Below are 20818 nucleotides of genomic sequence, written 5' to 3'. Positions count from 1 at the left end.
ACGAGCTCAGTTTAGGCCGCGGATCCCGCCGTTACAGGTGTTCTTACAATTGCTTACCGACGTGAACGGGAGGGATACAGTTGGTACAAAACAGCAAACTTGACGTTACACCAAGCGGGCTATGGTGTGCTTCGAATGTCAACAGCCGGCGTTGTAAATTCTCGTAAAGGTATAAATCATTTCGTGATGGCTACTACGTTTGCTGGAAATCAGGTTTATACTCAACTCATGCATGCTGCGGCGGGATGACCCGCAGGCAGCAGCTACCCGGCAAAAGCTTTTGACAGGTGAAACATGGGCAAGAAACTCAAAAACTCCGGACTGGTCGGCCTGGGCGTCGTGGCTGGCATCGCTGTCTCCCTTCAATTTTCCGCCATGGCGCAAAAGCCGGTGGATCCGCCGCTGCCGCTGGAAGAACTGCGCCAGCTGGCTGACGTGTTCGGCCTGATCAAGTCCGACTACGTGGAAAAGGTCGAAGACAAGAAGCTGCTGACCGAGGCCATCTCCGGCATGGTCGCCTCGCTCGACCCGCACTCGGCCTACCTGGACAAAAAGGCTTACGCCGAACTGCGCGAAGGCTCGCAGGGCAAGTTCGTCGGCCTCGGCATCGAGATCGGCCAGAGCGAGGACGGCTATATCAAGATCGTCGCGCCGATCGAGGATTCGCCGGCCTGGCGCGCCGGCATCAAGGCGGGCGACCTGATCAGCCGTCTGGACAGCACGCCGGTCAAGGGCATGACCCTGGACGAATCGGTCAAGAAGATGCGCGGCGAGCCGCACACCAAGGTCAGCATGACGATCCTGCGCAAGGGCGAGGCCGAGCCGCTGGTGTTCAACATCACCCGCGAAGAGATCCACCAGAAGAGCGTCAAGGGCAAGATCGTCGAGCCGGGTTATGCATGGCTGCGCATTTCGCAGTTCCAGGAACCGACCGTCGACGACCTGGCTGCCAAGATTGTCGAATTGTACAAACAGGACCCGAACATCAAGGGCCTGGTGCTGGACCTGCGCAACGACCCGGGCGGCGTGCTGCAAGGCGCGATCGGCGTGGCGGCCGCCTTCCTGCCGAAGGACGCGGCCATCGTCTCGACCAACGGCCAGCTGCCGGACTCCAAGCAGATCTTCTACGGCCGTCCCGAATACTATGCGCTGCGCAGCGAAAGCGACGCGCTGGCCAAGCTGCCGGCCGCCGTCAAGCGGGTGCCGATGGCGGTGCTGGTGAACACCGGTTCGGCCTCGGCCTCGGAAATCGTCGCCGGCGCGCTGCAGGATTACAAACGGGCCGACATCATCGGCACGCAGACCTTCGGCAAGGGTTCGGTGCAGACCATCCGCCAGCTGACGGCCGACACGGCAGTCAAGCTGACCACGGCGCGCTACTACACGCCGAACGGCCGCTCGATCCAGGCCAAGGGCATCGTGCCCGACGTGGCGGTGGACGAGAACGCCGACGGCGACGGCCTGAACGCGCTGCGCACCCGCGAAGCCGATCTGGACAAGCACCTGAGCAACGACCGCGACCAGGAAATCGCCAAGAGCAAGCGCGACGAACTGGAAGAACAGTTGCGCATCGTGGCGCTGGAGAAGAAACGCAAGCCGCTGGAATACGGCAGCAGCGACGATTTCCAGCTGATCCAGGCGCTGAACCACCTGAAGGGCTTGCCGGTGCAGCTGGCCAAGCCGGAGACCACGGTGGTGCAGGCGGAAGTCGGCGGCGGCGGCGGCATCAAGAAGGATCTGGCCAAGAAATAACTGTATTTGTTGTTACGGTTTTTCGGCGGCGCCTCAGGGCGCCGCTTTTATTTTCGCCTAACGTGTACTCATTGTGTAGAATTTGCACCATTACTGGCGCAAGCCATTGCCTAATTTGAAAGTTTAATCATGAAACAAGCCGTCATCAGCGGTACCGGCCTCTACACGCCAGCGCAATCGATCTCCAACGAAGAACTGGTCGAATGTTTTAACGCCTACGCCGAACAGTTCAACGCCGACAACGCCGCCGCCATCGCCGAAGGCACCGTCACGGCGCTGGAGCTGTCCAGCGTGGCCTTCATCGAAAAAGCGTCGGGCATCAAGTCGCGCTACGTGATGGAAAAGACCGGCATCCTCGATCCGCAGCGCATGGTGTCGCGCATTCCGGAGCGCGCGGACGACGAACTGTCGCTGCAGGCGGAGATCTGCGTGGCGGCGGCGCGCCAGGCGCTGGACCGCGCCGGCCGCGAGCCGGCCGATATCGACATGGTGCTGGTGGCCTGCTCGAACATGCAGCGCGGCTATCCGGCGATGGCGGTGGAAGTGCAAGGCGCGCTGGGCATCGAAGGCTACGGCTTCGACATGAACGTGGCCTGCTCGTCGGCCACCTTCGGCATCCAGCAGGCGGTGGCGGCGGTGCAAAGCGGCCAGGCGCGCGCGGTGCTGGTGCTCAATCCTGAAATCACCAGCGGCCACCTGAACTGGCGCGACCGCGACAGCCACTTCATCTTCGGCGACGCCTGCACGGCGATGGTGATCGAAGCGGCCGATACGGCCAAGGGTGCACACCGCTGGGAAATCGTCGAGACCAAGCTGAAGACCAGCTTCTCGAACAATATCCGCAACAACTTCGGCTTCCTCAACCGCTTCGACGAAACGGGCATCGGCCAGCCGGACAAGCTGTTCCGCCAGCAGGGCCGCAAGGTGTTCAAGGACGTGTGCCCGATGGCTGCCGAGATGATCAAGACCACCATCGCCGGCGCCGGCCTGGAAGTGCCGCAAGTGAGCCGCTACTGGCTGCACCAGGCCAACCTGAACATGAACCTGCTGATCAGCCGCATGGTGCTGGGCCGCGACGCCGAGCCGGGCGAGGCGCCGGTGATCCTCGACACCTACGCCAACACCTCGTCGGCCGGCTCGGTGATCGCCTTCCACAAGTACTCGGACGACATGGCGCCGGGCCAGCTGGGCGTCATCTGCTCCTTCGGCGCCGGCTACTCGATCGGCTGCGTGGTGGTGCGCCGGATTTAAGCGACGGCGAAGCAGTCGTTCAGCTCTTCCTCGACGGCCGCGTATGCGGCCGTCGCTCTTTCCGGGCCGGCGGCGGTGGCCTCGACCGAGACGAAGCGCAGCCGCTTCAGGCCTATCGTCGCCAGGATCGCGCGCAGATAGGGTTCGAGGAAGTCGGGCTGGCGGGCGCGCTCGCCGGTGCGATAGCCGCCGGAACTGACGGCGATGTACACCGGCCGGTCCGCCAGCGTGCCGATCTTGCCTTCCGCCGTGGCGTTAAAGGTCACGCCGATGCGCACCACGTGGTCCAGCCACGCCTTCAGCACCGACGGCACCGTGAAGTTGTGCATCGGCGTGGCGATGACCACGCAGTCGGCGTCGCCCAGCTCGGCGATCAGCCGGTCCGACATGGCCAGCGACGACAGGCCGCGCGCGTTCGCCGCCGGTGCGCCGTCCCGCGTGCCGCCCAAAGCGGCCGCATATTCGCCATCGACGTGCGCCAGCGGCTCGGCCCATAAATCGCGCGTGACGATCTGCGCCGCCGGATGCTCCGCCAGCAACCGGTCCATCACGCGCTGCGACAGGCGGTAGCTCGCGGACTGCTGCCCGCGCGGACTGCAAGTGATGTGCAGGATCTTCATACGGCCCCCTCCTTCAGGAGTTTACCGAAGCGCATCGCGCCCGGCAGCAGGCCCTCGCGGAAATAGAAGCGCTGCGCCAGCGCGTTGGACAAGCCGGTATCGAGCACCAACTTGGCGCAAGCGGCGCGTTCCGCGTAGCCGCTCAACTGTTCCAGCAGGCGCGCGCCCCAGCGGTGGCGGCGGCTTTTCTCGGCGGCGACCAGGTCGTCGACGTACAGGAACCGGCCATATACCATGTTCTCCTGCAGGCGGTAGCCGGCCAGCGCCACCACCTCGCCGCCGTCCCAGGCCGCAAGTATGCGGTAGCCCTGCGCGGCCTGGCGCGTCGCGCGGGCGACGAATTCCTCTTCGGTTTCCAGGTGCGGGCGCAGTTCCTTCATCACCGGATAGCAGGCGCGCAGCTGGTCTTCCGTTTCCACGTCCCTTAGTTGTTCATTCAGTTGTTCATTCAGTTGTTCACTCGGTTGGTCGTTCATGGTCGATCCTTTCAAAATGCCATCTTAAGACGTTAATGGCATAATCCACAGAGCCATGATATGACATATAGACTAGGCCATATGACCAAGACACCCGACTTCCTCCGGCTCGACGCCGCCGCGGCCGAGCCGCTGTACCGGCAAATCTACACCCGCTTCCGCGGCGCCATCGCGGAAGGCCTGCTGCCGCCGGAAGCGCGTATCCCGTCCGCCCGCGCGCTGGCACTGGAACTGGGACTGGCCAGGGGCACGGTGGAAGCGGCCTACTCGCTGCTGGCGGCCGAAGGCTATGTCGAAACGCGCGGCCAGGCCGGCACCATCGTCACGCCGGCGCTGGCGCGCCATGCCGCAACCGCATCGGCCGCCCCTCCGCGCGCGCGCAAGGCCAAGGACACGGCCGCGCCCTTCTCCGAGATCGTCTCGCTGAACCGGCCGTTTCAACTGGGCCTGCCGGCGCTGGACGCCTTTCCGCGCAAGGTGTGGGCGCGGCTGGCGGCGCGTTCGATCCGCGCCATGCAGGCCGAGCACATGGTCTACCCGCCGTTCGCCGGTCATGCGCCGCTGCGCGCCGCCATCGCCACCTACCTGCAGCTGGCGCGCGGCATCGACTGTTCGCCGGCTCAGGTGTTCATCACCTCCGGCTACCGCAACACGCTGGAACTGGTCGCGCGCGCCGTGCTGCAACCGGGCGACGGCGTGTGGGTCGAAGATCCCGGCTACACGCCCACCAGCGATCTGCTGCGTCAAGCCGGCATGACGCTGGCGCCGGTGGCGGTCGACGCCGACGGCCTGGTGGTGTCGCACGGCGTGGCCACCGCGCCGCACGCCAGGGCCGCCATCGTCACACCGGCGCATCAAAGCCCGCTGTGCGTGTCGCTGTCGCTGCCGCGCCGCCTGGCCCTGCTGGACTGGGCCGCCCAGGCCGGCGCCTGGATCGTCGAGGACGACTACGACGGCGAGTACCGCTACGTCAGCCGCCCGCTGCCGGCGCTCAAAAGCCTGGACCGCGAAGGCCGCGTGCTGTACGCCGGCACCTTCAGCAAGGTATTGTTCCCGGCCGCGCGGCTGGCCTACCTGGTGGTGCCGCAGGCGCAGGTGCGCCGCTTCGAACAAACCTGCCAGACCTTCTCGTCAGGCGGCCCGGCGCTGACGCAGGCCATCGTCAGCGATTTCATGAACGAAGGCCATTTCGCCCGTCACATCCAGCGCATGCGGCGGCTGTACGCCGAGCGCCGCAAGATCGCCGCCGAAGGCCTCGACGCGGTGCTGGGCAAGCATCTGCGGGTCGACCCGCAGCCGGGCGGCATGCACCTGGTGCTGCGCATGAAGGGCCACCATACCGACCGCGCGCTGGCGGCGCGCATGCTGCAGGACGGCATGGCGGCGCTGCCGCTGTCGGAGCGGACGGTGCTGCCGCACCCCGCGTCCGCGCTGCTGCTGGGGTTCACCAACATCGACACGCCGCAGCGGGCGCGTGAACTGGGCGAGCGGATATTGAAGCTGATGTGACATGGCCATGTGAGTTTCCACAACTTCGCGCGCCGGGCGATTGTGCTACGCTAGGGTTCATTCATCCTGCAGCAGGAGCCCCGCACGCATGCCCCACAATATCAGCCTGATCACCACCATCGCGGCCGCGCTGGGCTTCGGCCTGCTGTTCGGCTATCTCGCAACGCGCCTCAGACTGCCGGCGCTGGTGGGCTATCTGGCTGCGGGCATCATCATCGGCCCCGCCACGCCGGGCTTCGTGGCCGACACCGCGCTGGCCGGGCAGCTGGCCGAAATCGGCGTGATGCTGATGATGTTCGGCGTCGGCCTGCATTTTTCCCTCGACGACCTGTGGGCCGTGCGGCGCGTGGCGCTGCCCGGCGCGGTGCTGCAGATCGCCGTGGCCACCGCGCTCGGGATGGCGCTGGCGCACTTCTGGGGCTGGAGCCTGGGCGGCGGCCTGGTGTTCGGCCTGGCGCTGTCGGTGGCCAGCACCGTGGTGCTGCTGCGGGCGCTGGAGGAGCGCGGCATCCTCGATAGCTTCAACGGCCGCATCGCCGTCGGCTGGCTGGTGGTGGAAGACCTGGTCACCGTGCTGGTATTGGTGCTGCTGCCGGCGCTGGCCGGTTCGCTGGGCGGCACGCCGGCCGACCTGACTGGCGCCCACGGCGCGCCTGCGGGCGATGCCAGCCTGTGGACCACGCTGGCGATCACGCTGGGCCAGGTGGCGGCCTTCATCGCGCTGATGCTGGTGGTCGGCCGCAAGCTGTTCCCGTGGATACTGTGGCAGGTGGCGCGCACCGGCTCGCGCGAGCTGTTCACGCTGTGCGTGATCGCCGCCGCCGTCGGCATCGCCTATGCGTCGACCCATTACTTCGGCGTGTCGTTCGCGCTGGGCGCCTTCTTTGCCGGCATGGTGCTGCGCGAATCCGAACTGGCGCATCGCGCAGCCGAGGAATCGCTGCCGCTGCGCGACGCGTTCGCGGTGCTGTTCTTCGTTTCGGTCGGCATGCTGTTCGAGCCGTCGATACTGGTCGAGCAGCCACTCAAGCTGCTGGCGGTGGTGGCGATCGTCGTGATCGGCAAATCGGTGGCCGCCTTCCTGCTGGTGCTGCTGCTGCGCTATCCGGCCAAGACGGCGCTGATGGTGTCGGCCAGCCTGGCGCAGATCGGCGAATTCTCCTTCATCCTGGCGGCGCTAGGGCTGTCGCTCAAACTGATGCCGGTTGAAGGACAAAGCCTGATACTGGCCGGCGCGATCATCTCGATCGCGCTCAATCCCGTGGTGTTCCGCATCACCAAGCCGCTGGAGCGCTGGATCGGCAGGAACGGCGCGCTGGCCGCGAAATTCGAACGCGCCGCCGATCCGCTGGCGGAGCTGCCGCTGTCGGTGCCGCAGGAGCACCTGGCTGGCCAGGTGGTGCTGGTCGGCTACGGCCGCGTGGGCAGCCGCATCGCCGCCTCGTTGACGGAGCGTGGCATCCCCTTCGTGGTGGCGGAGCAGAACCGCGAAGTGGTCGACCAATTGCGCAAGGACGGCGTGCACGCGGTGGCCGGCAACGCGGGCGAGCCGGCGGTGCTGATCCAGGCGCACATCGCGCGCGCTTCGATGCTGGTGATCGCCACGCCGGACACCTTCCATGTGCGGGCGATGATCGAGACGGCGCGCGCGCTCAATCCCGACATCAAGACCGTGGTGCGCACCCACAGCGACGCCGAGGCGGAACTGCTGCGCGGCGAGCGCGCGGGCGAGATCTTCATCGGCGAGCAGGAGCTGGCCAAGGGGATGACAGAATATGTGCTGTCCAACCTGAAGCGCAATCGGTCATCTCATTAAAACCATCGATACAAGGCCGCGCGGGAGCGGCAACTTACTCATGAAAAAACTTCTTTTCGTCACCCTGCTCGCCACGCTGTCGCCAGCGGGCCCCGCGCTGGCCGGCGAGACAGCCAGCGAAATTGCGGTGCTGGTCGCCGACCAGAGCGACGCCAACGGCAACCCGATGCCGACCGCACCGGCCATCACCGGCGTCGTCGGCCTGCTCGCAGCGGAGACGGGGCTCAACCTGGTGCTCCACCCCTATCCGTGGCGACGCGCTCAGATGCTGGCCGAGAACGGCGAAGGCCTGCTGTACGGGGCGGCCGCGACGCCTGAGCGCCAGCGCATGTTCAACTTCAGCAAGCCGCTATACGCCGCCAGCCAATGGCTGGTGACGCCGGCGCGCAGCACCTTGAGCTTCCAGCGCTGGGAAGACCTGCGCGGCAAAGTCATCTCGATATCGAGCGGCGGCCGCTATGGCACGGAATTCGAGGAGCATCGCGGCAAGACCTTCACCGTCGAGGACAACGCCGCGACCATCGCCAGCCGCCTGAAGATGCTGAGCATAGGCCGCGTCGACGCGGTGATGCTCGACAGCTTCCGCGGCGCGGCGCAACTCGAGGCGCGACTCAATTGCCTGTATCCGGGCGACGGCAAGTGGACGGTGGTGGACAAGCCGCTCGACACGGAACCGGTGCTGCTCGCGGTGTCGAAATCGGCGCAGCTCAACAGCGTCCTGCCCGCCCTGAACGAGGCCATCGACCGGCTGACAAAATCCCGCAGTATCCAGAAATTGCTTGAGAAGAGATTGACCGCGACATCCTGCTGACGAGGCGCTCCGCGCGCCTACAGGCTGACCGCCAGTTCCGCGCCTTCCTTGATGGCGCGCTTGGCGTCCAGCTCCGCCGCCAAGGCCGCGCCGCCGATCTTGTGGAAGCGTGGCCAATTGGCGTTGGCCTTGACTTCCTCTTCCGACGGCATCAACTCGGTCAGGCTGTCCTGGCCCGCGCACACCACCACGTTATCGACCGACAGCAGGCGCTGTTCGCCGGCGATGGTGACGTGCAGGCCCTGGTCGTCGATGCGGTCGTACTGCACGCCGGCCAGCATCACCACGCCGTTGCGCGCCAACACGGCGCGGTGCACCCAGCCCGAGGTCTTGCCCAGGCCCGCGCCCAGCTTGGAGGTCTTGCGCTGCAGCAGATACAGCTGGCGCACCGGTTCCGGCGCCGCCGCTGTGGTCAGGCCGCCGGGCTTATCGCCCTGCATGTCGACGCCCCACTCCCTGGCCCAGACATCCAGCGCCAGCGGCAGCGGATGCGCGGGGTCGTGCAGCAGGTACTCGCCCACGTCGAAGCCGATACCGCCGGCGCCGATGATGGCCACCCGCTTGCCCACCGGCGCCTTGTTCTGCAACACGTCGATATACGACAGCACCTTCGGGTGGTCGATGCCTTCGATCGGCGGACGGCGCACCTTGATGCCGGTGGCGACGATCACGTCGTCGTAGCCGTCGGCCAGCAGCTGCTCGCGCGTGACGCGCACGCCCAGCCTGACCGTCACGCCGGTCAATTCCAGCTTGCGGCGGAAGTAGCGGATGGTCTCGGCGAATTCCTCCTTGCCGGGAATCTGCATGGCGATCTTGAACTGGCCGCCGACGCTGTCGCTGGAGTCGAACAGCGTGACGTCGTGGCCGCATTCGGCCGCCACCGTCGCCGCCGACAGGCCGGCGGGACCGGCGCCGACCACCGCCACGCGGCGCTTCTTCGCCGTCGGCGCATAGACCAGCTCCGTCTCGTGGCAGGCGCGCGGGTTGACCAGGCAGCTGGCGCGCTGGTTGGAGAAGGTGTGGTCCAGGCAGGCCTGGTTGCAGCCGATGCAGGTGTTGATCTCGTCGGCGCGGCCCTGCGCGGCCTTGGCCACGAAATGCGAATCGGCCAGGAAGGGGCGCGCCATCGAGATCATGTCGGCATCGCCGCGCTGCAGGATGCCTTCCGCCTCGGCCGGCATGTTGATTCGGTTGGACGCCACCACCGGTATCGTCACTTCGCGGCGCAGGCGTCCCGCCAGGCTGGCGAAGGCGCCGCGCGGCACCGAGGTCACGATGGTCGGCACGCGCGCCTCGTGCCAGCCGTAGCCCGAATTCAAGATCGTCACGCCGGCCTGCTGCAGCGCCTTGGCCACGGCCACCACGTCTTCCCAGGTGTTGCCGCCGTCGACCAGGTCGAGCAGCGAGTGGCGGTACATGATGATGAAGTCCTTGCCCACTTCGGCGCGGATGCGCTTGACGATTTCCACCGAGAGGCGCATGCGGTTCTCGATGCTGCCGCCCCAGCGGTCGGTGCGCAGGTTGGTGCGCGCGCACAGGAACTGGTTGAGCAGGTAGCCTTCGCTGCCCATCACCTCGATGCCGTCGTAGCCGGCCTCGCGCGCCAGCTTGGCGCAGCGGGCGTAGTCGCGGATGGTCGATTCGATGCCGGCCTCGGTCAGCGCGCGCGGCTTGAACGGCGAGATCGGCGACTTCTTCTCCGACGCCGACACCACGAACGGCTGATAGCCGTAGCGGCCCGCGTGCAGGATCTGCATCAGGATCTTGCCGCCCTCCTCGTGCACCGCATTGGTGACGCGGCGGTGATTGTAGACGTCGCCCTTGAAGTTGAGCGTGCCGCCGAAGGGCAGCAGCCATCCGGAGCGGTTGGGCGAGATACCGCCCGTGACAATCAATCCCACCCCGCCGCGGGCCCGCTCACGATAGAATGCGGCCAGTTTGCCGTAGTTGTAGAAGCGGTCCTCGAGGCCGGTGTGCATCGATCCCATGAGGACGCGGTTGCGCAGCGTGGTGAAGCCGAGATCCAGGGGGGCCAGCAGGTGTGGGTATGGTGTAGTTGTCATTATGGTTGTTAGAGTCAGACGTGAATGCCCGCATTAAAACCCAATTCTCTAGACCCGGGCTTCTAAAGTCCCGCCGCCGGCCGCCGAATTTTTGTAACCATGCGGTAGCGCTCTTGTATTCTGCCACCCTTTCCCGTACGCTGGAAAAATGATGCGATTCCTTCTGTTTCTGTTGTTAGGTGCGGCCGCCCAGGTGGCGATGGCGCAGGCACCTAAGCTTGAATTGCCCAAGCTGGAGGTTTCGGTCAACCGCGTTGAACTCGACGCGCAGCGCATGTACGAAGTGGACGCCACCGGCACCGTGGCGGCGCCGCTGACCAAGGTATGGCGCATCCTGACCGGCTACGAGCGCATGGCCGAATTCGTGCCGGACCTGGAGTCGTGCAAGGTCCTGTCGCGCAATGGCAATGAAGTCATCATTGAACAATTCGGCGTGGCCCGCTTCCTGTTCATGTCCAAATCCATCCACCTGATCGTGCGCGCGACCGAGCAGCCGATGTCCTCCATCGACATCTCGCTGATCTCGGGCGACATGAAGCACTATGAATCGCATTGGGAGTTGATCCCGGTGCCCGAAACCGGCGGCACCAAGGTGGTCTACAGCGGCCGGCTGATACCGAACTTCTACGTGCCCGGCATCCTCGGCGCCAAGATGATACGCGGCGATATCGAGCGCATGATGGGCGCCGTGCTGGCCCGCCTCGACCGCCGCGACGAGCCGCGGGTGGAAGCTATTCCGAAGTAGCCCCGGCTTCAGGCCAGGTAGGTATCGCGGTCGCGCAGTTCGGCGAAGTTTTCCAGGCTGCCGATCTTGATCAGCACCGGGTTCAGGCTCAGCTTGGCCTGCATCGCGCGCCAGGCGAACTGCCACTCGTGTTCCTGCGCTTCGGCGGCGGTCTTGGTGAAGGCCGCGCCCAGGGCGGCGCGGGTGCCGTATTCGATGGCGCCGTCGATGCCTGCCCAACTCGGCAGGGCGCGCTGCACCGCGCGGTGCAAGCGTTCGCCGAATTCCTCGGTGTTGTGGATGATCAGGCAGCTGTCCGACGAGAACAGCTCGAACAGCTTGCGCTCCCATACCTGCGAGAAGCTCAAGGTCAGGCAGTTCGACGCCGGCGTCAGGATGAACTGGCCCTGGGTCAGCGCCAGTTCCAGGTCTTCGCGCACGCCGTAGCGGTACAGGGTCGGAGGGCGTTGGTAGTCGTGCATGTTGGTACTCTATTCTCTACAAAGTTATTTGAGCGGGCGGCGCACGTGGCGGTGCGAGCGCATCGACGCCGAGGCGATGAAAATCTCGCGCAGCAGGTAGCAGAAGCTGCCGATCAGCGCCAGCATCGCCACCACGAACATGCCGGCGATGTACTTGTCCAGCGAGATGTTGGTGATATCGCCCAGGAACAGCATCGCAATCACCAGGCAAATCAGCAAGCCGCAGGCTGTCGACAGCGTGATGGACGCGTTAATCAGGTGTGATCTTCGGTATAGCACATCCAGTTCGTTCAGATAGACGTCGCTGTAGCCGATGTCCAGCCGGTCTTCCAGCACCCGCGAGCGGTCGATGATGCGCGCCAGGCGGTTGGTCAGCACCATCAGGTTGGTGCAAACGCCCGTCAGCAGGAAAACCGGCGCGATAGCCAGTTGGATAATGTGGCCGATATCGCCGATCTGGATGTTCATGTATGCGTGTTTACGTATGTTGCGCTTGATTTTTTAACAGTGTAACAGCCCGCGCCCCTGTTCAAGCAAAAGTGCGGGTCCGCTTGAATTCCTCGGTGGCGCCGACCAGCGCGCGCGCGATGCCTTTTTCCATCGCGCCGTGGCCGGCGTCCGGCACCATGGTCAGCATGGAACCCGGCCAGGCCTGGTGCAGGCGCCAGGCCGACACCGGCGGGCAAATCACGTCGTAGCGGCCCTGCACGATCACCGCCGGCAGATGGGCGATGCGGCCGACGTTGCGCAGCAGCTGCTCGTCGCTGAAGAAGCCCAGGTTGGCCATGTAGTGCGACTCCAGGCGGCCGACGCCCAGGTCCAGCGTGTCCGACGGCGGATCCTCGGCCTGCGGCAGCAGGAACACGCGGCGCCCCTCGAAGCGGCTCCACGCGCGCACCGCCGGCCAGTGGATCGCCGGGTCGTCGCTCATGATGCGTCGCACATAGGCCTGCAGCAGGTCGCCGCGCTCCTCCGGCGGAATCGGCGCGATGAATTCGGCGTGCACCTCGGGATGGAACCATTGCGCGCCGTCGAGGAACCAGTCGATTTCCGTCTGCGTGCACAGGAAAATCCCGCGCAGCACGAAGCCGAGGCAGCGCTCCGGGTGCGCCTGGCCATAGGCCAGCGCCAGGGTCGAACCCCAGGAGCCGCCGAACACCAGCCACTGCTCGATGTTGAACATGGCGCGCAGGCGTTCGATGTCCTCCACCAGCAGCTGGGTGGTGTTGTTGCGGCATTCTCCCAGCGGCAGCGACTTGCCGGCGCCGCGCTGGTCGAACAGGATCACGCGGTATTCCTTCGGATCGAAAAAGCGGCGGTGCTGCGGCGACAGGCCCGCGCCCGGGCCGCCGTGCAGGAAGATCACCGGTATGCCGTCCGGATTGCCGACTTCTTCCCAGTAGATGGTGTGCAGGTCGTCCACCGGCAGCATGCCATGACGCACGGGCAAAACAGGCGGGAACAGGGGCGAGGTCGGGTCGAACATGGCTATCCTTAGGGCGGTGATAGCAGATTGTACGAAAAAAAAGCCAGGATCGCGAACGATCCTGGCTCGAGGCTGCTGCAGATGCCGGTCAGGACATGTGCTGGCCGCCGTTGATGGCGATATTGGCGCCGGTGACGAACGCCGCTTCGTCCGACGACAGATAGGCCACCAGGCCGGCCACTTCTTCAGGCTTGCCCAGGCGCGCCATCGGAATTTGCGGAATGATCTTGGTATCGAGCACTTCCTGAGGGATTTCCATCACCATTTTGGTGCCGATGTAGCCCGGCGAAATGGTATTGACGGTCACGCCCTTGCGTGCCACTTCCAGCGCCAGCGCCTTGGTGAAGCCGTGCATGCCGGCCTTGGCGGCCGAATAGTTGGTCTGGCCGAAGGCGCCCTTCTGGCCGTTCACCGACGAGATGTTGATGATGCGGCCCCAGCCGCGCTCCACCATGCCATCGCACACCGGCTTGGTCATGTTGAACACGGAGTCCAGATTGGTGGCCATGACGGCGTCCCAATTCGGCTTGTCCATTTTCTTGAAGGTCATGTCGCGGGTGATGCCGGCGTTGTTCACCAGCACATCGATCGGACCGATGTCCTTTTCGATGGCAGCCACGCAAGCCTGGGCCGAATCGTAATCGGCCACGTCGCACGGGTAAGCGCGGAAATTAAAGCCCTGATCGCGGGTAGTCGCGAGCCACTGCTCGACCTTCGGATTGCCAGGGGAATATGTGGTGACTACGCAATAGCCGAGCGCCGACAGCTTGAAACACACCGCTTCGCCCAGACCACCCATGCCACCGGTTACTAATGCAACTCTTGCCATTTTTCGTCCCCTCTTGTTAATTGACACTAAAAATCATCTGACACCGCTCCAGCCGAGTTCCGGGACCGGAGCGGCTCTTCCGCAAAACCTGTTATATGTTGCTTATACGCGGTTGCTTATGCGCGTTCGATCGCCAGCGCCACGCCCATGCCGCCGCCGATGCACAGCGAGGCCAGGCCTTTTTTCGAATCGCGGCGTATCATTTCGTGGATCAGGGTGACCAGGATGCGGGCGCCGGATGCGCCGATCGGGTGGCCGATGGCGATCGCGCCGCCATTGACGTTGATCTTGCTGGTATCCCAGCCCATTTCCTTGTTCACCGCCACCGCTTGCGCGGCGAAGGCTTCGTTGATTTCCATCAGGTCCAGGTCGTCCGGGGTCCAGCCGGCCTTTTTCAGGCACAGCTTGGTGGCCGATACCGGGCCCATGCCCATGATCGACGGATCCAGGCCGGACGAGGCGTAGGCCTTGATCTTGGCCAGCACCGGCAGGCCCAGTTCCTTGGCCTTGGTGGCGGACATCATGATGACGGCGGCGGCGCCGTCGTTCAGGCCGGAGGCGTTGCCGGCGGTTACCGTGCCATCCTTGGCAAAGGCAGGACGCAGGCCGGCCAGCGCTTCGATGGTCGAACCAGGCTTGACGTATTCGTCGCTGTCGAACACGATGCTGCCCTTTTTCTGCACGATTTCCAGCGGCAGGATCTCATCCTTGAACTTGCCGGCCTTTTGCGCGGCTTCCGCCTTCAGCTGCGAATTCAGCGCGAACTCGTCCTGCTCGGTGCGGGAAATGTCGTATTTCTTCGCCACGTTCTCGGCGGTGGTGCCCATGTGGTACTGGTTGAAGGCGTCCCACAGGCCGTCGACGATCATGCTGTCGACCATCTTGAAGTCACCCATGCGGAAGCCGTCGCGCGAACCGTTCATCACGTGCGGCGAGGCGCTCATGTTTTCCTGGCCGCCGGCGATGATGATTTCCGAGTCGCCGGCCTTGATGGCCTGCGCCGCCAGGTGGGTGGCTTTCAGGCCGCTGCCGCACACGTGGTTGATGGTGAAGCCCGGGATAGTGTTCGGCAGGCCCGACTTGATGACGGCCTGGCGCGCCGGATTCTGGCCCACGCCGGCGGTCAGCACCTGGCCGAGGATGGCTTCGCTGATCAGGTTGGGATCGATGCCGGTCTTGGCCAGCAGGCCCTTGATCACGTGCGCACCCAGCTCGGATGCCGGGGTTTTGGCCAGGCTGCCGCCGAATTTACCCACGCCTGTACGGCCAGCGGCCACGATAACTACATCATCCATTTAATTCTCCAATGCGCCGGCCGCAGCCGGCTTAGTTTAGCAACAACGCGAACTTCGATAATACGCTCCAGCGCGCAGGCCGTGCAGGGTTTCGATTGTGCGTCGCCGCGAGAAACTTGCCCAGGTCATGCAAGACTTGTCTAGCAGCATCCGTGCCAGAAATCATCAATCGCCGGGGACCCATCGTAAGCGGCGCGCATCGCCACATGTTTGACATGCGTCAAACCAGTTTCATTCATTCTGAAGAAACAGTATTAATTTGTCACGACAATAATTTGATGCCGTCCAGCGTGCTGGCGCACTGTTCGCGTATCACGTTGACGAAATCAAGCACATAGGCCTTGTGCTTCTGCGATTCGGGCACGGAGACGAACAGGTCGCTCCACAGGCCCAGCTCGCCGACCGGGCGGGCGATCACGTAGTCGTAATCGACATAGTTTTTGATGGCCCAGTTAGGCAACGCGGCGATGCCGCGGCGGCTGGCCACCAGTTGCAGCACCGCCACCGTCAGCTCGGCGGTGCGGCGTTCGAAGTGGATATCGGCCGGCTGCAGCACTTCGCGGATCAGGTCGATGCGGCTTTCCGGCACCGGATAGGTGATCAGCGTTTCCCCTTCAAAATCGGCCGCCTGCAGGCGGCGCTGGGCCGCCAGCCGGTGTTTTTGCGCCATCACGACCAAGATTTCAAAACGGAAAAGCGGGAAAGTCGCAAAATCGGGACCGTAGGGCGAGCCGATCACCAGGTCGGCGGCGCCGCTGCGCAGCAGCTCGGCCGGTTCGCTGTGGAAGCCGGACACCAGGTCGATTTCCACCTCCGGCCAGCGTTTGCGGAATTCATCCATCACCGGCATCAGCCAGTCGAAACAGGTGTGGCATTCCAGCGCGACGCGCAACTGGCCGGTGTCGCCCTGGGTCAGGCGCGCCACTTCGCGCTCGGCCGCCTCGATTTCCGGCAGCAGCAGATCGGCCAGCTTGAGCAGCCGGGCGCCGGTGGCGGTAAAGCCTATCGGCACGGATTTTCGCTCAAAAAGCGGCCCGCCGTAGCGATCTTCCAGCAATTTGATTTGATGCGACAAGGCCGACTGCGTCAGGTTCAACAGTTGGGCGGCGCGCACCAGGCTGCCGGCGGAACGCAGCGCGCTGAGGGTTCGGAGGTGGCGTATCTCTAGCATGGTCTATTAATTTTTTTCATGTGAAGCCGCAAAATCTTTCGTTTTGATTATAGACCGGATTGCCGCACACTTTATATCACCAATATTAAATGCGGATGACATCAAAATGACAACACCAAATAAAGCAATCCACAGCCACATTCCGGGCTTCCCGCGCATCGGCGCGGCACGTGAACTGAAGTTCGCGCTGGAGGCCAACTGGCGCGGCGAACTGAGCGACGAGCAGCTGGAGGCGACCGGCCGCGAGCTGCGCGCCCGCCATTGGGCGCTGCAGCAGGCGGCCGGGCTCGACTTCGTCACGGTCGGCGATTTCGCCTTCTACGACCAGGTCGCCAACCACATCCAGCTGCTGGGCTGCGAACCGGCCCGCTACGGCTTCCGCGCCGGGCAATCGCAGCTGAGCCGCTATTTCGCCATGGCGCGCGGCAACGGCAAGGCCGAGCCGGCGGCTTGCGGCCACGACCATTCCCACGACGACGGCCACGTCCACGCATCCGCCGCGCTGGAAATGACCAAGTGGTTCGACACCAACTACCACTACCTGGTCCCGGAATTCACGCCTGAAACCGTGTTTTCGCTGGCCTGCGAACGCCTGTTCGACGAAGTTGCCGAAGCCCAGGCGCTCGGCCACCAGGTCAAGGCCGTGCTGCTGGGGCCGCTCAGCTTCCTGTGGCTGGGCAAGTCGCGCGGCGCCGAAGGCTTCGACCGCCTCAGCCTGCTGGACCAGCTGCTGCCGGTCTACGGCCAGGTGCTGGACCGCCTCAAGGCCCAGGGCGTGCAATGGGTGCAGGTCGACGAGCCCATCCTCGGCCTCGACCTGCCCGCCGCATGGCGCAGCGCCTTCGAGAACAGCTACTGGCAGCTGAACCAGGTCGGCGTGCCGCTGCTGCTGGCCACCTACTTCTCGCCGCTGGAGGAAAACCTGAGCCTGGCCTGCCGCCTGCCGGTGGCCGGCCTGCACGTCGACGGCGTGCGCGCCGCCCACGAACTGGCCAGCATCGCCGACTGGCTGCCGGTGCACAAGGTGCTGTCGGTCGGCATCGTCGACGGCCGCAACATCTGGCGCACCGACCTGGACGCGGCGCTGGCCGTGCTGGCGCCCGTCATGGACAAGCGCGCAGGCAAGCTGTGGCTGTCGTCGTCGTGCTCGCTGCTGCACGTGCCGTTCACGCTGGCCGCCGAAAACGCGCTTGACCAGGAAATCCGTTCATGGCTGGCCTTCGCCACCGAAAAGCTGGACGAGCTGTATGTGCTGAAGCGGGCGCTGCAAGGCGAATACGACGCCGCCACGGCCAACGCGCTGGACGTCTCGCGCGCCGCCATCGCCGGCCGCCGCGCCAGCGAACGCGTGCACCAGGCCGCCGTGCGCAGCCGCCTCGACGCGCTGCCGGCCGACGCCGACCGCCGCCACGCGGCATTCGAGCAGCGCCAGCAGGTGCAGCGCGCCCGCTTCCAGCTGCCGTCCTTCCCGACCACCACCATCGGCTCCTTCCCGCAAACGCCGGCCATCCGCGCGGCCCGCGCCGGCTTCAAGCGCGGCGAGCTGGACGCCGCCGGCTATGCCGCCAGGATGCGCGAGGAAATCGCCTACGCCGTCGGCCGCCAGGAAGCGCTGGGGCTGGACGTGCTGGTGCACGGCGAAGCCGAGCGCAACGACATGGTCGAATATTTCGGCGAGCAGCTCGACGGCTTCGTCTTCACCCAACTGGGCTGGGTGCAATCGTACGGCTCGCGCTGCGTCAAGCCGCCGGTCATTTACGGCGACGTCAGCCGTCCTGTAGCGATGACGGTGGAGTGGACGCGCTACGCGCAAAGCCTGACCGCCAAGCCGATGAAGGGCATGCTGACCGGGCCGATCACCATCCTGCAGTGGTCGTTCGTGCGCGACGACCAGCCGCGCTCGCGCACCGCGCTGCAGATCGCGCTGGCGATCCGCGACGAGGTGGCGGACCTGGAACAGGCCGGCATCGGCATCATCCAGATCGACGAGCCTGCCGTGCGCGAAGGCTTGCCGCTTCGCCGCGGCCGCTGGGACGAGTACCTGGACTGGGCCACGCGGGCGTTCCGGGTGGCGGCCAGCGCGGCGGCCGACGGCACGCAGATCCACACCCACATGTGCTACGCGGAGTTCAACGACATCCTGCCGCAGATCGCGGCGATGGACGCCGATGTCATCACGATCGAGACCAGCCGGTCGGACATGGAGTTGCTCAACGGCTTTGGACAGTTCCGCTATCCAAACGAGATCGGCCCCGGCGTGTACGACATCCACTCGCCGCGCGTGCCGGACCAGGCGGAAATGGTGCGGCTGCTGCAGAAGGCCAGCGCGGTGATCCCGCCGGCCAACCTGTGGGTCAATCCGGATTGCGGCCTGAAGACGCGCGGCTGGGCGGAGACTGAAACGGCGCTGGGCAATATGGTCGCGGCCGCCAAACAACTACGCGCCGAGCAAGCGATCTACTAAGCAATAGCGGGCGGCGGCCGGACAGGCCGCCGCCATCCCGCATTTTTACTGGCTCAGTACGGTGCCAGCCCTCCCCATCTGTCGTTTTCCACAGTAAAATGCTGGTGCCTGCGCATGCGCGCGAGGTTAACCCTCTAATACTGTCGCCCATGTCCAAGAGCCTGTTTCAGAAGCCCATAGAAATCAAGATTTCCACCGTAGTCGCAGTTTCCGCCATCCTGTCCACGGCGGACCGCCTGGCCCTCGACGCCGCGCTGGCCGAAATGACCGGCGGCACCAGCGACTTCTTCGAAGACGACCTCACCGTGATCGACGTTGCCGCGCTGCCGGAAGGCTGCGGCCAGATCGACTGGGCCGGCCTGATCGCCGTGCTGAGCAAATACCGCCTGAAGCCGGTCGCCGTGCGCAACGCCGCGCCGGCGCTGCACGCGGAAATCGCCGCCCACGGCCTGAGCCTGGAAGCGGCGACCAAGCCGCGCGAGGAGGCCGCACAAGCAGCCCCGTCGGCACCGGCGCCTGCCGCGCCGGCTCCCGTGGCGCCCGCCGCCGACGGCCTTCCCGGCAACGCCGGCGTGATGATCATCGACACGCCGGTGCGCGCCGGCCAGCGCATCTACGCGCGCGGCTGCGACCTGATCGTCACGGCCGTGGTCAACAACGGCGCCGAAATCATCGCCGACGGCAGCATCCACGTCTACGCCACGCTCAACGGCCGCGCGCTGGCCGGGGCGTCCGGCAATCGCGACGCCCGTATTTTTGCGCTGAACATGGCGCCGGAACTGGTCTCCATCGCCGGCGTCTACCGTACTTTCGAAGACGGCTTCCCTAAGGAATATGCACGTTCCCCTACGCAAATTCGCTTGGTGGGCGACCGAATCGATATACTATCTGTCAATTCGGCAACCCGCGCTTGACAACACCTCTCTGAAAAGGATTATTTGTGGCGAGAATTATTGTAGTAACGTCCGGTAAGGGCGGTGTCGGCAAAACGACTTCCAGCGCCAGCTTCTCCACCGGTCTGGCCATGCGCGGCCACAAGACCGCGGTCATCGACTTCGACGTCGGCCTGCGCAACCTCGATCTGATCATGGGCTGCGAACGCCGCGTGGTGTACGACCTGATCAACGTGATCAATAAAGAGGCAACGCTGACCCAGGCGCTGATCAAGGACAAGCACTGCGACAACCTGTTCATCCTGCCCGCCTCGCAAACGCGCGACAAGGATGCGCTGTCCGAGGACGGCGTCGAGCAGGTGCTGCACGAACTGATCAACATGGGCTTCGAGTTCATCATCTGCGATTCGCCTGCCGGCATCGAGCACGGCGCGCTGATGGCGCTGACCTTTGCCGACGAGGCCATCATCGTCACCAATCCGGAAGTATCGTCGGTGCGCGATTCGGACCGCATCCTCGGCATCATCCAGGCCAAGTCGCGCCGCGCGCAGACCGGCGGCGAACCGGTCAAGGAGCACCTGCTGATCACCCGCTACTCGCCCAAGCGCGTGGAAGCGGACGAAATGCTGTCGCACGAAGATGTGCAGGAAATCCTGCGCATTCCACTGATCGGCATCATTCCGGAATCGGAATCGGTGCTGCACGCTTCGAACCAGGGTAATCCGGCGATTCACTTCAAGGGCACCGATGTCGCGGAAGCCTACGAAGACGTCGTGTCGCGCTTCCTCGGCCAGGAATTGCCGCTGCGCTTCACCACCTATGAAAAGCCGGGCCTGCTGCAGCGTATTTTTGGGAGCAAGTGACCATGGCCCTGCTTTCTTTCCTGTTCCCGCAAAAACCGAAAACCGCCACCGCGGCCAAGGAGCGGTTGCAGATCATCATCGCGCGTGAGCGCAATGGCCGCAGCGGCCCGGACTTCCTGCCGGCGCTGCACAAGGAATTGATCGAGGTGATTTCGAAGTACACCAAGGTCAACGCCGACGACATCAAGATCTCGCTGGACCGCCAGGGCAACCTGGAGGTGCTGGACGTGAACGTGGTGCTGCCGGACGCGTAACACCACCGGCTGGCCGGTCCCGGCGCCCGCGCGCCGGCCGGCCACGCCAGCTTCTTCTC

At 64.8% G+C, this 20818-nt stretch carries 19 protein-coding genes; 10 read left to right on the top strand and 9 right to left on the bottom strand.

Annotated elements, in window-relative coordinates; all coding sequences use genetic code 11:
* Window positions 1–294: 294 nt before the first annotated feature.
* Together ACCD07_RS06795 and ACCD07_RS06790 are read left to right on the top strand one after the other, a co-directional pair.
* Entirely contained in the window at window positions 295–1752 is a 1458-nt protein-coding gene (locus ACCD07_RS06795; RefSeq protein ID WP_413446878.1) for a S41 family peptidase, read from the top strand.
* Between the two features lie 129 nt (window positions 1753–1881).
* Window positions 1882–3003 carry a beta-ketoacyl-ACP synthase III gene (locus ACCD07_RS06790; protein ID WP_413446877.1) on the top strand — a complete coding sequence of 374 codons (1122 nt, stop codon included), beginning with the start codon at window positions 1882–1884 and terminating at the stop codon, window positions 3001–3003.
* Here the strand turns inward: ACCD07_RS06790 and ACCD07_RS06785 are convergent.
* Both ACCD07_RS06785 and ACCD07_RS06780 read right to left on the bottom strand, forming a co-directional pair.
* Window positions 3000–3623: an NAD(P)H-dependent oxidoreductase gene (locus ACCD07_RS06785; RefSeq protein ID WP_176653087.1), complete on the bottom strand. Its 624-nt coding sequence runs from the start codon at window positions 3621–3623 to the stop codon at window positions 3000–3002. The two genes, ACCD07_RS06790 and ACCD07_RS06785, sit on opposite strands and share 4 nt — an antisense overlap.
* On the bottom strand, window positions 3620–4099 hold the full coding sequence (locus tag ACCD07_RS06780) for a GNAT family N-acetyltransferase (RefSeq protein ID WP_413446876.1): 480 nt from the start codon (window positions 4097–4099) through the stop codon (window positions 3620–3622). The genes ACCD07_RS06785 and ACCD07_RS06780 overlap by 4 nt, the downstream gene beginning before the upstream one ends.
* Before the next feature lie 81 nt (window positions 4100–4180).
* On the opposite strand from ACCD07_RS06780, the gene ACCD07_RS06775 reads away from it, so the two are divergent.
* From ACCD07_RS06775 to ACCD07_RS06765, 3 genes are all read left to right on the top strand, one after another.
* A complete protein-coding gene (locus ACCD07_RS06775) occupies window positions 4181–5608 on the top strand; it encodes a PLP-dependent aminotransferase family protein (protein WP_413446875.1) in 1428 nt (475 codons plus the stop codon).
* A gap of 88 nt (window positions 5609–5696) precedes the next feature.
* A complete protein-coding gene (ybaL, locus tag ACCD07_RS06770) occupies window positions 5697–7424 on the top strand; it encodes a YbaL family putative K(+) efflux transporter (RefSeq protein WP_176653090.1) in 1728 nt (575 codons plus the stop codon).
* A 40-nt stretch (window positions 7425–7464) separates the two neighbouring features.
* A complete protein-coding gene (locus ACCD07_RS06765) occupies window positions 7465–8235 on the top strand; it encodes a transporter substrate-binding domain-containing protein (RefSeq protein ID WP_176653091.1) in 771 nt (256 codons plus the stop codon).
* A gap of 17 nt (window positions 8236–8252) precedes the next feature.
* On the opposite strand, the gene ACCD07_RS06760 is transcribed toward ACCD07_RS06765, so the two are convergent.
* A complete protein-coding gene (locus tag ACCD07_RS06760; RefSeq protein ID WP_413446874.1) occupies window positions 8253–10298 on the bottom strand; it encodes an FAD-dependent oxidoreductase in 2046 nt (681 codons plus the stop codon).
* Window positions 10299–10449: 151 nt separating this feature from the next.
* On the opposite strand from ACCD07_RS06760, the gene ACCD07_RS06755 reads away from it, so the two are divergent.
* The gene (locus ACCD07_RS06755; RefSeq protein ID WP_176653479.1) at window positions 10450–11043 is read left to right on the top strand and encodes an SRPBCC family protein; all 594 of its coding nucleotides are present in this window, start codon (window positions 10450–10452) and stop codon (window positions 11041–11043) included.
* Between the two features lie 8 nt (window positions 11044–11051).
* Here ACCD07_RS06755 and ACCD07_RS06750 read toward each other — a convergent pair whose 3' ends face one another.
* The 6 genes from ACCD07_RS06750 to ACCD07_RS06725 form a co-directional block, all read right to left on the bottom strand.
* Entirely contained in the window at window positions 11052–11504 is a 453-nt protein-coding gene (locus tag ACCD07_RS06750) for a hypothetical protein (protein WP_176653093.1), read from the bottom strand.
* Between the two features lie 24 nt (window positions 11505–11528).
* A complete protein-coding gene (locus ACCD07_RS06745) occupies window positions 11529–11972 on the bottom strand; it encodes a DUF2721 domain-containing protein (protein WP_176653094.1) in 444 nt (147 codons plus the stop codon).
* A gap of 61 nt (window positions 11973–12033) precedes the next feature.
* Entirely contained in the window at window positions 12034–12990 is a 957-nt protein-coding gene (pip, locus tag ACCD07_RS06740; protein WP_176653095.1) for a prolyl aminopeptidase, read from the bottom strand.
* Between the two features lie 88 nt (window positions 12991–13078).
* Window positions 13079–13819 carry an acetoacetyl-CoA reductase gene (gene phbB / locus ACCD07_RS06735; RefSeq protein ID WP_008443632.1) on the bottom strand — a complete coding sequence of 247 codons (741 nt, stop codon included), beginning with the start codon at window positions 13817–13819 and terminating at the stop codon, window positions 13079–13081.
* A gap of 116 nt (window positions 13820–13935) precedes the next feature.
* Window positions 13936–15114 carry an acetyl-CoA C-acetyltransferase gene (locus ACCD07_RS06730; protein WP_176653096.1) on the bottom strand — a complete coding sequence of 393 codons (1179 nt, stop codon included), beginning with the start codon at window positions 15112–15114 and terminating at the stop codon, window positions 13936–13938.
* 262 nt (window positions 15115–15376) lie between these two features.
* Window positions 15377–16285, bottom strand: a complete 909-nt coding sequence (locus ACCD07_RS06725; protein ID WP_353401943.1) for a LysR family transcriptional regulator — start codon at window positions 16283–16285, stop codon at window positions 15377–15379.
* Between the two features lie 106 nt (window positions 16286–16391).
* Here ACCD07_RS06725 and metE point away from each other — a divergent pair, with 106 nt between their 5' ends.
* The 4 genes from metE to minE all read left to right on the top strand — a co-directional run bounded on the left by metE (window position 16392) and on the right by minE (window position 20759).
* A complete protein-coding gene (metE, locus tag ACCD07_RS06720) occupies window positions 16392–18749 on the top strand; it encodes a 5-methyltetrahydropteroyltriglutamate--homocysteine S-methyltransferase (protein ID WP_176653098.1) in 2358 nt (785 codons plus the stop codon).
* Window positions 18750–18898: 149 nt separating this feature from the next.
* Window positions 18899–19663: a septum site-determining protein MinC gene (gene minC / locus ACCD07_RS06715; protein WP_176653099.1), complete on the top strand. Its 765-nt coding sequence runs from the start codon at window positions 18899–18901 to the stop codon at window positions 19661–19663.
* A gap of 26 nt (window positions 19664–19689) precedes the next feature.
* Complete coding sequence (minD, locus tag ACCD07_RS06710) at window positions 19690–20505, top strand: septum site-determining protein MinD (protein WP_176653100.1); 816 nt, start codon at window positions 19690–19692, stop codon at window positions 20503–20505.
* A 2-nt stretch (window positions 20506–20507) separates the two neighbouring features.
* Complete coding sequence (gene minE, locus ACCD07_RS06705) at window positions 20508–20759, top strand: cell division topological specificity factor MinE (protein ID WP_008443622.1); 252 nt, start codon at window positions 20508–20510, stop codon at window positions 20757–20759.
* The last annotated feature ends 59 nt before the right edge of the window (window positions 20760–20818 follow it).

Origin of the sequence: Duganella sp. Dugasp56 (assembly GCF_047304105.1) — a bacterium.
Taxonomy (GTDB): Bacteria; Pseudomonadota; Gammaproteobacteria; order Burkholderiales; family Burkholderiaceae_D; genus Rugamonas; species Rugamonas hordei.
This window is presented reverse-complemented; position numbering and strand designations above follow the sequence as displayed.